This window comes from Silvimonas sp. JCM 19000 (assembly GCF_054652575.1).
The window spans coordinates 87,242-103,583 of sequence record NZ_BAAIHC010000017.1; the positions used below are offsets into that span (position 1 = coordinate 87,242).

A 16,342-nucleotide genomic window follows, 5' to 3' on the forward strand; every position below is an offset into this window, starting at 1 on the left:
ACCCCACAGTTTTTACGCATTTGCAGGCTTTGTTTGTAGGCCCGAGCAGCACAGATGCCAACGAACTTGAAATGCGCCAGTGTGGTCGCTACGGTGCCCGCTGGCCTTTCACTTCATGAGCAATCTGATGCGCGCTGTTCTCAAAAACAAATTCATACAAGCAGTCACCGCCTTGCTGCTGTCTGCGCTGCTGGCACCGCATGCCGTGGCAGGTCCGGCCACCACTACGCTGGCCGGTTGCCTGGCGGATAGCACCAACGGCAAAGACCGCAAGCTGATGGCCCGCTGGATTTTCATCAGTATGGCGGCGCATCCCGAAATGGCCGCGCTCTCGACCGTCACTCCCCAAATCCGCGAAGACGCATCGCGCCAGACTGCTGCGTTAATGACGCGCTTACTCAGCAAGGATTGTCCGAACCAGGTGCGCGCAGCGGTTGCACAAGACGGCCAGGGCGCCGTCACTGAGGCGTTTTCATCGATGGGGCGCGTGGCCATGACGGAGCTGATGAGTAACCCGGCGGTGATGATGGAAGTCAGGGAGTTTGCCAATTACGTGGATATGCAAGAACTGTCGAAAGTCATGACGCTGCAATAAGCCGCCAAACAAAAAACCCCCGCAAGCATCGCTTGACGGGGGTTTCTGTACTTTGTTGCTGACGCAACAAAGATTATCTGGTGGCTATGACGGGACTCGAACCTGTGACCCCAGCATTATGAGTGCTGTGCTCTAACCGACTGAGCTACATAGCCATAAGAGTCGGCGATTCTGGCGTGAGACGACCGGGTTGTCAAGCCTTCGGCGTGGATTATTTACAGTTTCCACGAATCATCGCCGTCCTCAAAGCCATGCAGCAGCGTGTCCAGATTCAGCCCGCGCGAGAACGCAATGGCTTTGAACAGTTCGCCCATTTCGGCCGGACTGGTCAGTTTGTGCACGCTGGCGGCAGCGCTGACATATTGGCGGGTGTTGTCGATGCCCAGTGCTTCCAGTTTTTGCGTCAAGCCGGTGTTGAGCAGGTATTGCGCTTGCGGAATATAGCCCTCCAGTTGCAGGCCGCTGGCTTCGGCATGGCTATAAACGGCGGAGAAATCCACGTGACAGGTGATGTCGCACAGGCCGGGCAAATAAAACGGGTCGATCAGGCTGTGATGGCGATAGTGCGCCATCAAGGTGCCCTGATTGCGTTGCGGATGGTAGTACTCGCGCGCGGCAAAGCCGTAATCGATCAGCAGCAAAGCGCCCTGGCGCAGACTTTGCGCCACGCTGCGGACAAAAGCGTGCATCTGTGGCTGGATTTCGGTCAGGTAATCGCACGGCAGATCCAGCGCGCTGGCCAGGTCGAACAGCTGGCCGGATTGCAAGGGCTGATCTTCATAGGCCAGGCCTTGCTCGCGCCAGACCACGCCGCGTTCAAACAGCTGGCCGCTCTCGTCGCGATAAACCAGGGCGCAGGGCATGGCGTCGAGGACTTCGTTGCCGACGATAAAGCCGTCAAAATGCTCGGGCAGCGCATCCAGCCAGCGCACCCGGTCGAGCAGATGCGGCACGCGCGTTTGCAAGGTGGTGAGCTGACGTTGTTTAAGATCGGGTGACAGATCGACGATGTCGTAGCTGGTGGGCAGGCAGTCCAGCCGTTCCAGTTCGGTCAGGATTTCCGCGGCCAGCACGCCGGTGCCTGCGCCAAACTCCATCACGCGGCCCTGAGCGATATGGCGCAAGGCATGCGCGGCAGTGCCGGCCACGCAGGCGCCAAACAGCGGGGACATCTCGGGCGCGGTGGTAAAGTCACCGGCATCGCCGAACTTGGTGGCGCCGCCCGCGTAGTAGCCCAGACCGGGCGCGTACAATGCCTGCTGCATATAGTCGGTGAACGAAATCCAGCCATTGCTGGCGTCAAGACGTTGCCGGATGCGGTCGACCAGCGTGTGGCTGATCAACAAAGCGTCGGCGGAAGGCGTGGGCAGTTGCGGGGCGGTCATGTCGGCGGGAAAATCCGCAAAAAACGAAGGGAAGGCTCGATTCTAAATGACGCAGGCGCAGATGTATGGTTCTGGCGACGCGCCGCAGCCCGCGCGCGTGGTTCTGATTACGGGCGGCGCCCGTCGTGTTGGCGCGGGTGTGGCGCGTTTTCTGCATGCGCGCGGTTGGCGCGTTGCTTTGCATTACCGCAGTTCAGGCGCCGATGCCTTGGCGCTGGTCGCACAACTGAATGCCATACGGCCCGATTCGGCCTGCGCTTTGCAGCAGGATTTGCTGGCGATTCCGGCATTGCCACAGTTGGTGGATGCGGTAATCCAGCAATTCGGGCGGCTCGATGCACTGGTCAACAACGCCTCCTCGTTCTTTCCCACCCCCTTGGGCGAGTTTACCGAGGCCGCGTGGGACGATTTGCTCGGCTCCAATCTCAAGGCGCCCTTGTTCCTTGCCCAGGCCGCAGCGCCCGCCTTGCGTGCCAGCCACGGCGCCATCATCAGCATCGTCGACATCCACGTGGAACGGCCGTATCCCTTACATACGTTCTATACGGTGGCCAAAGCCGGCCTGGTGGCGATGACGCGGTCGTTGGCGCGCGAGCTGGCCCCGGCGATACGGGTCAATGCCGTCGCCCCCGGCACCAATCTGTGGCCAGAAGGCGATGGCGGCGTGTTTGATGCGGCGGAACGTCAGCGCATCGAAGCCAGCATTCCACTGGCGCGCACCGGCAATCCGGAAGATCTGGCACAGGCTATCCATTATTTGCTCGAAGCCAGTTACGTGACCGGCGTCATTCTGCCGGTGGATGGCGGCCGTAGCGTGGTGCTCTAAGGTTAAGAACTAACGCCGCCTGCGCGGTGTCCAGTTCTGGGGTTAGACCTGAGCAACACTCAACCGGAGCAAGTCATGCAAACGATCAAGGTTTTGAGCGGGATAGCGGCATTGGGCCTGGCCAGTATCAGCCTGGCGGCGACGCTGGATGTGCCCATACGCGCGGCCACAGAAGACGGCGCGGGTGCCAATCTGGGCACCGTGCATATCGAGGAAACGCGCTACGGCCTGGTGTTTACGCCGCATCTGACCGGCTTGCCACCGGGCATACACGGGTTTCATGTGCATGAGAAAGGCAGTTGCGATCCCAGCGTCAAAGACGGCAAGGTCACGCCCGCAGGCCAGGCCGGTGGCCACTTTGATCCGGACAAGACCGGCAAGCATCTAGGGCCGTATGGCGATGGCCATCTGGGCGACCTGCCCGCCTTGTATGTGGGCGCCGATGGCATGGCGATGTACCCGGTGCTGGCTCCGCGCCTGACGCGCATAGACCAGATCAAGGGGCACGCCCTGATGGTGCATGCCGGGGGTGATAACCACTCGGACGAACCGATGCCACTGGGCGGCGGCGGTGCGCGCTACGCCTGCGGCGTGATCTGACCAGGCCTTGCGGTGTGATCCCGCTGGGGTGACGGCAGCGCACGCAGTCGCGTCGGGGCGCCGAATCAGCTAAAATCCACGCCAATTCAACTATCTACAACGGGGCGCCTGGCGCCCCGTGAGCTTTTGCCATGAACGCAATCCATACCCCCGCCGAGGCCGATGTCGCCAGCCAGACGGACAAAAAGCAGCAGTACAACCTGAACAAGCTCAACAAGAGCCTGCGCCACGCCGTGGGCGATGCGATCAATGATTTCAACATGATCGAGCAGGGCGATCGCATCATGGTCTGTTTGTCGGGCGGCAAAGACAGCTACACCATGCTGGACATCCTGCTTAATCTGCAGCGCTCGGCCCCGATTGATTTCTCCATCATTGCGGTCAACCTGGACCAGAAGCAGCCGGGTTTTCCGCAGCACGTGCTGCCGGAATACCTGAGCGCGCTGGGCGTGGAATATCGAATTATCGAAGAAGACACCTATTCCATCGTCAAGCGTCTGGTGCCCGAGGGCAAAACCACCTGTAGTCTGTGCTCGCGGCTGCGGCGCGGCATTCTGTACCGCGTGGCCGATGAAGTGGGCGCCACCAAAATCGCGCTGGGCCACCATCGCGAAGACATTCTCGAAACGCTGTTTCTGAATATGTTTTACGGCGGCAAGCTTAAAAGCATGCCGCCCAAGCTGGTCAGCGATGACGGCCGCCATGTGGTGATCCGCCCGCTGGCCTATTGCCGCGAAAAAGACATCGTCAAATATTCGGAAGCGCGCGGCTTTCCCATCATTCCGTGCAATTTGTGCGGCAGCCAACCCAATCTGCAGCGCCAGGTGGTGGGCGACATGATCCGCGACTGGGACAAGCGTTTTCCCGGCCGCGTTGAATCGATGATGCGCGCGCTGCAAAACGTGGTGCCGTCGCATCTGGCTGATATCAAGCTGCATGACTTTGCCGGCATCAAAGCCGACGGCGTGCCGCGTGACGATGGCGACAAGGCATTCGATAAAGAAAGCTTTAACGATCCGTCCCGCATTTCGATCCTGGCCAGCCGCCCGGCTGACGACGGCGGTTGCGGAGACCAAGGCTGATGCTGTTTCGCTCAAAACGTAATGGCGCGGCTGCGGCCGAAGTGCAGGTGGATGTGTCGGATAACTTTGGCATCCGCAAACTGCACTTTGGTGGCGATGACACGCAAAGCGCCATGAAAGTGGCAGACCCGCTGGAACTGGTGCTGGCCTACACGCGCTGTGCCTTTGGCTTTTTGCTGCTGGCCGAGGCACCGCGCGATGCTTTGTTGATTGGCCTGGGCGGCGGTTCGATTGCCAAGTGGATTCACGCCCACATGCCGCAGACGCGTCTGACTGTGGTCGAGCTGCACGCACAGGTGGTGGCGGTGGCGCATTCGATGTTCTTTTTGCCGCCCGACGACGAACGCCTCGACGTGCAGGTTGGCGATGGCTCGGCCTGGGTGTATCAGATGGCAGACGCCAGCAGCGATCTGATCATCATGGATGCCTATTCGGCCGGCGGCATTGCAGAACCGCTGGCCACCGTCGATTTCTTTAGCGCCTGTCGCGACAAGCTGCGCGCCGATGGTGTGCTGGCCGTCAATCTGTGGGGCTCGGACAAGCGCTTTGGCCAGTATCGCGACCGGCTGGCGCAGGCATTTGATAGCCGCGTCTTGCTGCTGCCAGCGCGGCAGAAGGGCAACATCATGGCCTTTTGCTTCAAGCGCGGCTTCAATAATCCGAGCTGGGCGGCGTTGTCAGAGCGCGCCATCAAGCTGGAAGCGCAATACGGGCTGGAATTCAGCGAGTTCGTATCCGACCTGGCCCGGCTGAATACCCACAACGATCGCAAGCTTTTTATCTAGCAACGCGAGCGCGCAGGCCGCTGCAGCAGGCGGTTTGCTGGCTGCAGCGCACTTTGGGCATGGCTTACGGCATGGATTTGTGATTACGCCAGTCTGTCGGCGCCACCGCCTGCGCAGGACTATGCATTGCGTGGTTTCCAATGACGCCCGGATGTGAAAAAATCCGGGGTAATCAAAGCTTAACAAGGTAATACCAAATGCTCGACCGAGACGGTTATCGTCCGAACGTCGGCATCATCATCCTCAACCACAGGAATCAGGTTTTCTGGGGAAAACGCGTACGCGAGCATTCATGGCAGTTTCCGCAAGGCGGTATCAAGCAGGGTGAATCACCGGAACAGGCCATGTTCCGCGAGCTGATGGAAGAAGTCGGCCTGTCGTCTCAGCAAGTCGAGATCGTCGGCCGGACGCGCGAGTGGTTGAAATATGATGTGCCGACCAACTGGGTACGCCGCGAATGGCGCGGCACTTATAAGGGACAAAAGCAGATCTGGTTTTTACTGCGTTTGAGAGGGCGTGATTCCGACGTCTGTTTGCGCCGGACCAATCACCCCGAATTCGACGCATGGCGCTGGAATGATTACTGGGCGCCACTCGATGCCGTCATCGAGTTCAAGCGTGGGGTGTATGAAGCCGCGTTGTCCGAGTTGTCGCGGTTTCTGGACAGCGTGCCCACGCGGCGCTGGGGTTCCTGATCTTTAGTTGTTTTTGATTCGGTAAGATGCAACGGCCGGCGCGTATGCTCCGGCCGTTGTTTTATCCAGGCTTGCTCTTTAACCCGCTGCAAGGACCCCGCCCGGCGATGACAGACCGCGCAACATCCGAAATGCACTGGCGCTCGCTGGCGCTGCTCAATCTGTTTCGCGCGCTCAGCGTGCTGGGGCTGTTTTTGGGCCTCAGCCTGATTTTTCCGCGCGTGCTGGCCGATTCGGGCGGGCGTGAGCCGTTCTTCTGGGCGTGTGGGATCGATGTACTGCTGGCGCTGGGCTTCAGCTTCAGCATTCGCCATCGTCGCCCGGCCTTCGAAATCCAGCTTAGCGCCCAGGTGGCGACGGACATCATTTTTCTGGTGTTCGTCATGCATCTGTTTGGCGGTGTGCGCAGCGGCATCGGCATTTTGCTGCTGCCGTATCTGGCGGCGGCCGGGCTGATCTCGCGCGGCCGCATGACCTTGTTTCATGCTGCCATGGCCAGTCTGGCCTTGCTGGCCGAGCAACTGGTGCGTGTGGCCTATGAAGGCGTCAGCCCCGACGACAACCTGACGCCCGCATTGCTGTGCATGGCCTGCTTTGCCGTGGCGTGGCTGGGTTATCGTTTGTCGCACTACGCCGAGGCCAGCGAAGCGCTGGCGGCACAACGCGGTGTTGATCTGGCCAACCTGGCGCAGGTGAATCAACGCATCTTGCAAGATGTGTCCGATGGCGTGGTGGTGGTCGATGCCGCCGGGCATGTGCGCCAGTTCAATCATCGCGCCACCGAGCTGCTGGGCCTGCCGCTCAATATCAACCAGCCCCTGGTGCAGGCGGTGCCATCGCTGGATGTAATCTGGCGCGACTGGCAGCTGGACCGCACGCAAGCGCCGGCCTTGCTGGCGGGCCATGCGCACAAGACGCTGCGCCCGCGCATGGTGCCGATGTCCGAGCACACGACCGAAGCCGATGTGCTGATCTATCTTGAGGACATGGACCGTTTGCGCCGCGAGTCGCAGCAACTCAAGCTGGCCGCACTGGGACGGCTGACGGCCAACCTGGCGCATGAAATCCGCAATCCACTCAGCGCGATTGCCCACGCCGCGCAACTGTTGGGCGAAGAAGCCACCGAAGACCCCCTGATGCAACGGTTAACGCGCATCATCGACGACAATACCCACCGACTGGAACGCATGGTGCGCGATGTGCTGGAACTGAACCGGCGTGACCGCGTGGTGCGCCAGGATATTGAACTGGGCGACTGGTTGCACACGTTTCTGGATGAGTTTCGTCAGGTAGAAAACATCGTTCCGCCGCTTTTGCTCACGTGCCCGCCCGACGTGGTGGTACGGTTCGATCCGGGACATTTGCACCAGGTATTGTGGAACCTGGCGCGTAATGGCTGGCGCTATTGCAGCAAAGCCGAAGGCGCGCTGCTGTTCAAGGTGTTGGCGCATCGCGGCCATTGGCGGCTGGATGTGATCAACGACGGCCCGCCGGTGCCGGCGGATGCGCAAACGCAGTTATTTGAGCCGTTTTTTACCACCGACACCAAAGGCACTGGCCTGGGCTTGTATATCGCCCGCGAAATCTGCGCTGCCAACGCGGCGCATCTGGAATATCTGGCCCCTGCCCAGGGAGGTGCCAGCTTTTGCATTACGTTCGGGATCAGTGATGAGCAGAAAAACGAGAATAGATAAACGCGTGCTGGTCGTCGATGACGAGGCAGACCTGGCCGAACTGTTGGAACTGACTTTATTAAAGATGGGCCTGTCGGTGGATAAAGCCGGCAGCGTGGCCGAAGCCCGCGCCTTGCTGGGCCGGCATCGCTACGATTTTTGCCTGACCGATATGCGCATGGGCGACGGTGAGGGCCTCGAAATTATCGAGCACATCCAGGCACGCAAGCTGGACGTACCCATTGCCGTCATCACCGCCTATGGCAGCATGCAGAACGCCGTGGCCGCGCTCAAGGCGGGCGCGTTTGATTACCTGGCCAAGCCGGTATCGCTGGAGCAATTGCGCACACTGATCAAATCGGCGCTACGGCTGGATGACGACGAAGAACACCATGCGCCGGGCACGGCGGGCGAAGTCAGCAACCGCATGTTGTTGGGCGAATCGCCCGCGATGAAACAGGTGCTGGAGCTGATCGACAAGCTGTCGCGCAGCCAGGCGCCGGTTTATGTCAGTGGGGAATCCGGTTCCGGCAAAGAACGCGCGGCACGCATGATCCACGCGCGCTCCAGCCGCGCCGACAAGCCCTTTGTGGCGGTCAACTGCGGCGCTATTCCCGAACATTTGATGGAAAGCGAATTCTTTGGCTATCGCAAAGGCGCGTTTACCGGCGCCGATGCCGATCGCGAAGGCTTCTTTCAGGCGGCCCACGGCGGCACCTTGTTTCTGGATGAAGTGGCTGATTTGCCATTGCTGATGCAGGTCAAACTGCTGCGCGCCATTCAGGAACGCAAAGTACGTAAAGTGGGTGCCACGCAAGAAGAAGCGGTCGATGTACGCATCATCTCGGCCACGCATCAAAACCTGGCGCGTTGCGTTGAGAACGCCCGGTTTCGCCAGGATTTGTATTACCGCCTGAATGTGATCGAACTGCATATGCCGCCGCTGCGCGAAATGGGCGCCGATGTCGAGGCGATCGCGCAGCATGTGCTGGTGCGGCTGTCGCAGCAAAACGGCATGCCGACCACGCCGGTGCTGGGGCCGGAGGCGCTGGCAGCGCTGCGGCACTATGCGTTTCCGGGCAATGTGCGCGAACTGGAAAACATGCTGGAACGGGCGCTGGCGCTGTGCGATGGCCAGGTGATCAGCGCCGACGACCTGCAAATCAGCCCGGCTAGCGAAGCGGGGCGCGAGGAAGGCGGGCCGGATAGCGGCGATTCGCTGCAGGATTATCTGGATCGGGTTGAACGCGCGGCCATTCTGGAAGGACTGGAAAAAACCGGTGGCAACCGCACCCAGGCGGCAAAGCTGCTGGGCGTGACATTCCGCTCGTTGCGCTACCGCATGGAACGGTTGGGTATCTAACACCCATAGGGTGGGTCAAGACCCACCAGCCAAAGCCATCTGCTCAGGACTCAGCCGCTGGTTCAACGCAGGGGGAGGGGCCCCACGCTTCATCCGCATTCAGCCGCGCTGGATGAGGCGGCGGGCCAAGCCGTGGCCGCATCCCCGCAGATTTACATCTCCATCTCAATCTCACCCCCGCCCAGCCGCCACACGCGGCCGCCGACGGCGATACGCCGTTGCGCATCCACATCCAGATGCAGCACCGACAACGGCGACACGCGCCGATGAATCGTATGGCCTTGCTCGATGCGGAAGTTGAACGGCGGCACATTGCCATTTGCGATAAACCAGTGACCAATTGCCGCAGCCGCACAGCCCGCGCCAAAGTCTTCCTGCAGATGGAACGGGTCGGCGGTAAACGCGCGCAACGTCAGCACCTCGCCATCATTGCTCCACAAGGCCACTTGCAGCAGATGATGCGGATGCCCCAGCGCCGTCATCAGCAAATCCAGCCGTGGCGCCACTTGCAATACATGTTGGCGCGCGCGTAGCGGCACCACCAACTGCGTGAAATCACTATCTATCCATAGCAGCGGGCCGCCCAGGTCGGCCGGGTTCAGGCCCAGCGCAGCGGCAAAGGCCAGCGGATCTATCTGCACCGTGCGGGCATGCGCGGCGGGCGCATGCACCCACCACAAATCGTCGCGCCGATAACCAATGGTGGGCGCGCCGATCGAGGTGGCCGCCGCAATGCTCGAAGCACCCAATGCGCCCATGGCGGAATAGGGCAGCGGCATTTGCGGCGTCCATGCCGACCATGCTTGCGTGCGGGTTTCCAGGAACACGGTTTCGGGCGCACTGAACTGGTACGCCAGGCGTTGGCTGACCGCCGCATCAGGCAAGCGCGGCACTTCGCACACGACGATGGGGCAACCGCCCATACGACGTTCGCCAAAGACATTCAATAGGTGAAAAGGAATTTTTACCATTTTTCAATTGCCATTTACGCCAATACGGCGGCGAATGGAGGTTGTTATTTGTTACAATGCTCGGGTTTGTCCCGCCTGCCCGATTAACGTCACACGATAGCGAACGCCATGTCTTCTGTACTAGAACCCATAGCCGTGAATAAAGACCAGCCCCTGGCACGAGACCTCGATACCCTGGCAGAAGTCTTAGCCAGCACCATCCGCGAACAAACCGGTAATGCCGCAGCGGACCAGATCGGGGCAATTCGTGACCTGGCCATCCGCTACGTCGAAGGGCGCGATCCCGAAGCCAGCGCCACGCTGGCACGTACCTTGTCTTCTCTGGACCTGACCAGCGCCATGGCGTTGGTGCGTGCGTTCAGCTATTTCTCGCATTTATCCAATATTGCAGAAGACTTGCATCACAACCGGCGTCGTCGCGTACACAAGATGCAAGGTTCCACCGCTCAGCGCGGAAGTATAGCCGCTGCCATTGATGCCTTGTTGGCCCGTGACGTTAAACCCGCAGAAATCCTCGCTTTGTTGGGTGAAACACTCATTGCGCCGGTCCTGACCGCGCACCCGACCGAAGTCAAACGCAAAACCATCCTCGAATGCCATCGCGCGATTTCGGATCTGCTGCAAGCGCGCGACCGTTATCCGCTGACCACTGAAGAACTGCGCGCCAACCACGAAGCGCTGGAACGCGTGGTGCTGACGCTGTGGCAAACGCGCGAAATCCGTACCTTCAAACTGACGGTGCAGGATGAAATCGAAAATGGCTCGGCGTATTTCCGTAATACCTTCCTGCACGAAGTGCCGCGCCTGTATCTGGACCTGGAAGATCGCCTGAGCGAACTGACCAACACCAAAGTCGAGCTGCCCAACTTCTATCATGTGGGTTCCTGGATTGGCGGCGACCGCGACGGCAACCCGTTTGTGACCGGTGATGTGCTGCGTTATGCGGTGTCGCGCCAGTCGGGTATCGCGCTCGATTACTACTATCAACAGTGTTCCAAGCTGGAAAGCGAACTGTCGATGTCCACGCGCCTGGTGCAAGTGGATCAATCGTTGCAGGCGCTGGCCGAGCAAGCCAACGAAGATCAGCGCAAATCCGAAGAGCCGTATCGTCTGGCCGTGGGCCATGTGCGCGCGCGGATTTTTGCCACCGCCGTCAAGATCGGCAAGTTCCACCATCAATTGCACGACGTGGCGCGCGCGCCGGAATACGAAAGCGCCGAAGAACTGGCCCACGATCTGGAAGTGATCTCCAATTCGCTGAAATCGCACGGCGCGGCCAAGCTGGCCAACGGCCGTTTGCGTCGTCTGCAACGCGCGCTGTCGGTGTTTGGTTTCTACCTGGCGCCGGTGGATATGCGTCAGCACGCCAATATGCATGAGAAGGCCGTGGCCGAGCTGTTCGAAAAAGCTGGCCTCGAAAACTATATGCGCCTGGACGAGGCGTCACGCCGCGTGGTGCTGCTGCGCGAACTGGCCAGCCCGCGTCCGCTGATCTGCCCGTATCTGGAATATTCGCCGGAAGTGCAGAAAGAACTGGATATCTTTAGCGCGGCCGCAGAACTGCAATCGCGCTATGGCGAATCGGTGCTGCCCAACTACATCATCAGCAACTGCGAATCGGCCTCCGATTTGCTCGAAGTGGCCTTGCTGATGAACGAAGTCGGCCTGATCCAGCTGGCGCCGGCGGTCAAAGCCCGCATCAACATCATTCCGCTGTTTGAAACCATCGGCGACTTGCGCGCTTGCGGCCAGATCATGTCCGAGCTGTTTGCGCTGCCGCAGTGGCGTCAGATCGTGGCGGGCCGCGATATGGTGCAAGAAGTGATGCTGGGCTATTCCGACTCCAACAAGGACGGCGGCTATCTGACCTCCAACTGGGAGCTGTACAAGGCCGAGCTGAATCTGGTCAAAGTGTTTGAAGCGGCCGGCGTCAAAATGCGCCTGTTCCACGGCCGTGGCGGCACGGTCGGTCGTGGTGGTGGCCCGGCGTTCGACGCCATCGTGGCGCAGCCGGTGGGTTCGGTTGCTGGCCAGATCCGCATTACCGAGCAGGGCGAAGTCATTGCCTCCAAGTTTGCCGACCGCGAAGTGGGTCGTCGCAATCTGGAAATCATGATTGCCGCCACGCTGGAAGCCAGCTTCCCGACCGAAGCGCAAGCCACCGTCGACACACCGGAACGCCACAAGCTGGCCGAACGCCTGTCGCTGCGCGCGTATCAGGCCTATCGCGATCTGGTCTACGCCACGCCCGATTTCATCACCTATTTCCGCGAAGCGACGCCGATCAACGAAATCCCGAACCTGAATATCGGTTCGCGTCCGGCTGCACGTAAAAACACCAATTCGATTGCCGATCTGCGCGCGATTCCGTGGGTGTTCAGCTGGTCGCAATGTCGTCTGATGCTGCCGGGCTGGTTTGGCTTTGGCACTGCCATCGCTGAATATCTGGCCGAAACCGGCGAAGCTGGTCTGGCGGTGCTGCGCGAGCAATATAAAGAGTGGCCGTTCTTCCAGGTGACCATTTCGAATATGGAAATGGTGCTGGCCAAATCCGATATCGCGATTGCTGCGCGTTACTCGGAACTGGTGCGCGACCAGGATCTGGCGCGCCGCATCTTTGGCCGCATCAAAGAAGAATGGCAACGTGCGGTGGATGCGGTGATGGCCATTACCGAGCATTCCACGCTGCTGGGCGACAACCCGTTGCTGGCGCGCAGCCTGGATAACCGTCTGCCGTATCTGGACCCGCTGAACCATCTGCAGGTAGAACTGCTCAAGCGCCTGCGTGCGGGCGATGAAAGCGAAGACCTGCAACACGCGGTGCATTTGACCATCAACGGCATCGCCGCCGGCTTGCGCAACTCGGGTTGAGCGACCGCTGATTGCCGATCGGCCCGTGCCGCTGGCACACTACGCCGCCATGAGCCTCCGACTTGTACACATCAAGGCGGGGACGCTTGTGGCGGCGTTGTTATTGGCGGCCACGGCGTCCGCCGCCGTGCCCAGCCACTTTGGCGAGCAAATGGAAGCCGCGCTGACCTGCCGCTCGGAATGGTCGACGGCGTGGTGGCGGGGCTATTTCCGTTCCTACCTCGGCGCACCGCTGCGCACTTGGGGTGATGCCGAGTGGTTCAGCAGCCAGAACGCGCAACTGGGCGGCGTTGCCACCACCGAAGCGTTTGTTAACGTGCCGACTAGCAGCGCCTTGATGGTGGGCGTGCTGATTGCGCAGCCGGTGGACAAGGTCAAACAAACCATCGAGACCACGCTGTCGACCCACTTCGAACCCATCGCCGGGCCGTATCCACGCTATCTGTCGTTCTCGGGCAGCGTGCTGGTCGGCTTGTCCAACAACCAGACCAAGTGGTACTGCGCCCGCTGGAACCTCGGCAACCGGCCGTAGGGTGGGTCAAGACCCACCATTCAAAACCATGTCTCGCCTCGCTGTTCCTGGCATAGCACTTTGGGTGGTGGGTCTTGACCCACCCTATGCGTACGGGCTCGTTCACCCAATACCACGTAACCCAATTCACGACCGCTGCGTATGACAACGTAATACCAGTTGCCACTGCTGCATGTCAGAAACCACCTACCCACGCTGACCCGATCTTTCATGAGACCGCGCGCCCCATGCGCGCAGATAGCCGCGCCTGCCACCCGACTGCGTGTGGCGCGGTTGATTCAATATGTGTCCGCCGTTTGTCTGCTTTTTGTCGGGGACCAAGGGTCGTTTCAGTATTTTTCTGGTGCGAGATTACTGCGCAAGAAACGGGCAAAGTACATCAGGCAATGATAATGATGCGACGCAACATGGTGCTGCGCCGCAATATTGCTAGCTATATCGCCAATCCGCGTGCCATATATTGCATCGCAACAAATCCACCTTGGTGCGTTTCTGTAAGCGCAAAAGTTGTAGTAAGTAAAACTACTACTACGCAATTTCTGTGTAAAAGTACCAGGGGTTGACACAAATTCGCCATTAGAGGGTTAATGCACCACGTCGAAAGCGGGGCAGAACACGCACCCGTTGGCCGCCAGGAATAGCAGCGATTGCTTGCAGTCGACTGACACATACAAGCCGGTGGACCAGACCATTACATGCGCGTGAATAACGCCAATGCACAAGACAGGATGGAGACCCTTCTTTTATGCGTATCAATCGTTTTGTACTCGCGGCGATACCGGCCGCCCTCGTGGCGGCCCATTCTTTTGCTGCTTATCCGGCCTGGCAGGACGGCGGTACCTATTCCGCAGGTACCATCGTTTATTACAACGGTCATGATTACCAGGCACTGGTAACCCAGACCGATTACGTCGGCGCAAACTGGAACCCGGCCTCTACGCCCAGCCTGTGGAAGGATCTGGGCGTAGATACGTCGGGCACCGCTACGCCGACCCCCACCCCCGCACCGACGCCAGCCCCCACACCGGCGCCGACGCCTAACCCAACACCCACTCCGGCGCCGACACCGGTTGCAACGCCGGCGCCCACCCCGGCACCCACGCCTGCGCCCACGCCGAGCAGCGGCTGCGCAGCCGTATGGAGCGCGACCACTGCGTATAGCACTGGCGCGGTAGTCAGCCTCAACGGCATCAATTACAAGGCCAACTGGTGGACGCAAGGCAATAGCCCGGCCACCGCATCTGGCCCGGTCGGCAGCGGCCAACCGTGGACTGCCACCGGCAACTGTAGCGGCAGCACGCCGACGCCAGCTCCGACGCCTGCACCGACTCCGGCCCCCACACCGGCGCCGACGCCCGCACCGACTCCGGCTCCAACGCCTGCGCCGACCCCGGCACCAACGCCGACTCCCGCTCCGACGCCTGCGCCCACCCCGGCGCCGACGCCCACCAGCGGCTATCAAGTCGGTTCGTACTTCGCCCAGTGGGGTATCTACAGCACCGCGTATTACGTGAAGACCATCGACACCAGCGGCGCGGCCGCCAAGTTGACCTTCATCAACTACGCATTCAACAACATCTACAAGCAAGCCGACGGTACCTACAAGTGCCAGGGTCAGGTGACTGCGCTCGAGCCTGGCTCGACCGATGCCTCCAGCCCCAGCGCCGGTCTCGGTGGCGATGCCTGGGCGGATATCCAGAAAGGCTTTGACGCTGCCACTTCGGTCAGCGGCGTGGCCGATGCCTGGGACCAGAAGGTCAAAGGCAACTTCAACCAGCTGAAAGAACTGAAAGCCAAATACCCGAACATCAAGGTACTGGTTTCGCTGGGTGGCTGGACATGGTCCAAGTACTTCTCGGCAGCGGCTGCCACCGATGCCAATCGCAAGGCCCTGGTATCCAGCTGCGTGGATATGTACCTGAAGGGCAACTACCCGGTTGATTCCGGCTCGGCCACCGGTGGTACCGGCGTGCTGGCAGGCATCTTTGACGGGATCGACATTGACTGGGAATACCCGGGTATCCAGGGCGTCGGCTACAACACGGTAGATGCGGTCAACGACAAGCATAACTACACGCTGTTGATGGCTGAGTTCCGCAAGCAGATGGATGCGCTGGGCCAGCATTATCTGCTGACGGCCACTACCGGTGCGGGTTCGGACAAGATTGCGCAGGAAGAACTGGGCTCTCTGGCGCCGTATATGGACTGGATGAACGTGATGACGTACGACTATCACGGCGGTTGGGAAGCGCAAGGCCCGACTGACTTCCATGCCAATCTGTACAAAGACCCGGCTAGTCCGAATATCGCAGGCGGCGGCGTGATGGCCACTTACGATACCGATGATGCGGTCAAGGAACTGGTCGCAGGCGGCTTCCCGGTTAACAAGCTCAACCTGGGCATTCCGTACTACGGCCGTGGCTGGACCGGCGTGAAGAACGTCAACAACGGTCTGTACCAGACCGCCACCGGCCCGGCAGCAGGCGCATCGGAAGCGGGCATCAACAACTACAACGTGTTGAAGAACGCAGCCGGTAACGTCTACTACAACAACACCGTGGTGGGCCTGTACAAGTACGACGGCAGCAACTGGTGGAGCTATGACGACGCGACCATCATCGCGACCAAGGTGAACTACGCCAAGACCAAGGGTATGGGCGGCATGTTCTCGTGGTCTCTGGATGGCGATGACAGCACCGCAACGCTGACCAAGGCGATGGGCGCGATCCGCAACTGAGCAATGTTTTGACAAGGCAGTGAGATTTGGCCCTCCCTACCCCCAGGGAGGGCTTTTTTATTGGGGCGGGGGTTTGGATGTTGGGGGGCAAACTTTTAAACCATTTAAACGCTTAGCCTGCGGCGCATGTTTTGATGTTCAGCTTGCGCTGAACAAACCTTTTACCGCTTAGCCTGCGGCGCATGTTTTGATGTTCAGCTTGCGCTAAACGAACCTTTAACCGCTTG

At 60.1% G+C, this 16,342-nt stretch carries 13 protein-coding genes and 1 tRNA gene; 11 read left to right on the forward strand and 3 right to left on the reverse strand.

The features are described from left to right. The first annotated feature begins 127 nt into the window (after positions 1-127). Complete coding sequence (locus ACYQ1A_RS15235) at positions 128-595, forward strand: hypothetical protein (RefSeq protein WP_499363308.1); 468 nt, start codon at positions 128-130, stop codon at positions 593-595. A gap of 78 nt (positions 596-673) precedes the next feature. On the opposite strand, the gene ACYQ1A_RS15240 is transcribed toward ACYQ1A_RS15235, so the two are convergent. Beyond that, positions 674-750: transfer RNA gene (locus ACYQ1A_RS15240), tRNA-Met, on the reverse strand. 60 nt (positions 751-810) lie between these two features. After that, positions 811-1,980, reverse strand: coding sequence for a class I SAM-dependent methyltransferase (locus tag ACYQ1A_RS15245; RefSeq protein ID WP_499363310.1), 1,170 nt, complete (start codon positions 1,978-1,980; stop codon positions 811-813). A gap of 46 nt (positions 1,981-2,026) precedes the next feature. On the opposite strand from ACYQ1A_RS15245, the gene ACYQ1A_RS15250 reads away from it, so the two are divergent. The 7 genes from ACYQ1A_RS15250 to ACYQ1A_RS15280 all read left to right on the forward strand — a co-directional run bounded on the left by ACYQ1A_RS15250 (position 2,027) and on the right by ACYQ1A_RS15280 (position 9,004). Beyond that, positions 2,027-2,806 (forward strand): pteridine reductase, encoded by a 780-nt coding sequence (locus ACYQ1A_RS15250; protein WP_499363312.1) that lies wholly within the window; start codon positions 2,027-2,029, stop codon positions 2,804-2,806. Between the two features lie 75 nt (positions 2,807-2,881). Then, on the forward strand, positions 2,882-3,406 hold the full coding sequence (sodC, locus tag ACYQ1A_RS15255; RefSeq protein ID WP_499363314.1) for a superoxide dismutase [Cu-Zn] SodC: 525 nt from the start codon (positions 2,882-2,884) through the stop codon (positions 3,404-3,406). Between the two features lie 131 nt (positions 3,407-3,537). Next, positions 3,538-4,488: a tRNA 2-thiocytidine(32) synthetase TtcA gene (ttcA, locus tag ACYQ1A_RS15260; protein ID WP_499363316.1), complete on the forward strand. Its 951-nt coding sequence runs from the start codon at positions 3,538-3,540 to the stop codon at positions 4,486-4,488. Further along, entirely contained in the window at positions 4,488-5,273 is a 786-nt protein-coding gene (locus ACYQ1A_RS15265; protein WP_499363318.1) for a fused MFS/spermidine synthase, read from the forward strand. The genes ttcA and ACYQ1A_RS15265 overlap by 1 nt, the downstream gene beginning before the upstream one ends. Before the next feature lie 197 nt (positions 5,274-5,470). Then, the gene (locus tag ACYQ1A_RS15270; protein WP_053939766.1) at positions 5,471-5,968 is read left to right on the forward strand and encodes an RNA pyrophosphohydrolase; all 498 of its coding nucleotides are present in this window, start codon (positions 5,471-5,473) and stop codon (positions 5,966-5,968) included. Positions 5,969-6,075: 107 nt separating this feature from the next. Beyond that, positions 6,076-7,662: a sensor histidine kinase gene (locus ACYQ1A_RS15275; protein ID WP_499363320.1), complete on the forward strand. Its 1,587-nt coding sequence runs from the start codon at positions 6,076-6,078 to the stop codon at positions 7,660-7,662. Continuing rightward, positions 7,637-9,004 carry a sigma-54-dependent transcriptional regulator gene (locus ACYQ1A_RS15280; RefSeq protein ID WP_499363321.1) on the forward strand — a complete coding sequence of 456 codons (1,368 nt, stop codon included), beginning with the start codon at positions 7,637-7,639 and terminating at the stop codon, positions 9,002-9,004. Before ACYQ1A_RS15275 ends, ACYQ1A_RS15280 begins: the two co-directional genes overlap by 26 nt. A gap of 152 nt (positions 9,005-9,156) precedes the next feature. Here ACYQ1A_RS15280 and ACYQ1A_RS15285 read toward each other — a convergent pair whose 3' ends face one another. Then, on the reverse strand, positions 9,157-9,975 hold the full coding sequence (locus ACYQ1A_RS15285) for a hypothetical protein (RefSeq protein ID WP_499363322.1): 819 nt from the start codon (positions 9,973-9,975) through the stop codon (positions 9,157-9,159). 108 nt (positions 9,976-10,083) lie between these two features. Here ACYQ1A_RS15285 and ppc point away from each other — a divergent pair, with 108 nt between their 5' ends. The 3 genes from ppc (at position 10,084) to ACYQ1A_RS15300 (ending at position 16,115) form a co-directional block, all read left to right on the forward strand. Further along, complete coding sequence (gene ppc / locus ACYQ1A_RS15290; RefSeq protein WP_499363324.1) at positions 10,084-12,846, forward strand: phosphoenolpyruvate carboxylase; 2,763 nt, start codon at positions 10,084-10,086, stop codon at positions 12,844-12,846. Between the two features lie 49 nt (positions 12,847-12,895). Continuing rightward, positions 12,896-13,378, forward strand: a complete 483-nt coding sequence (locus ACYQ1A_RS15295; protein ID WP_499363326.1) for a hypothetical protein — start codon at positions 12,896-12,898, stop codon at positions 13,376-13,378. Between the two features lie 745 nt (positions 13,379-14,123). Further along, complete coding sequence (locus tag ACYQ1A_RS15300; protein ID WP_499363327.1) at positions 14,124-16,115, forward strand: glycosyl hydrolase family 18 protein; 1,992 nt, start codon at positions 14,124-14,126, stop codon at positions 16,113-16,115. The last annotated feature ends 227 nt before the right edge of the window (positions 16,116-16,342 follow it).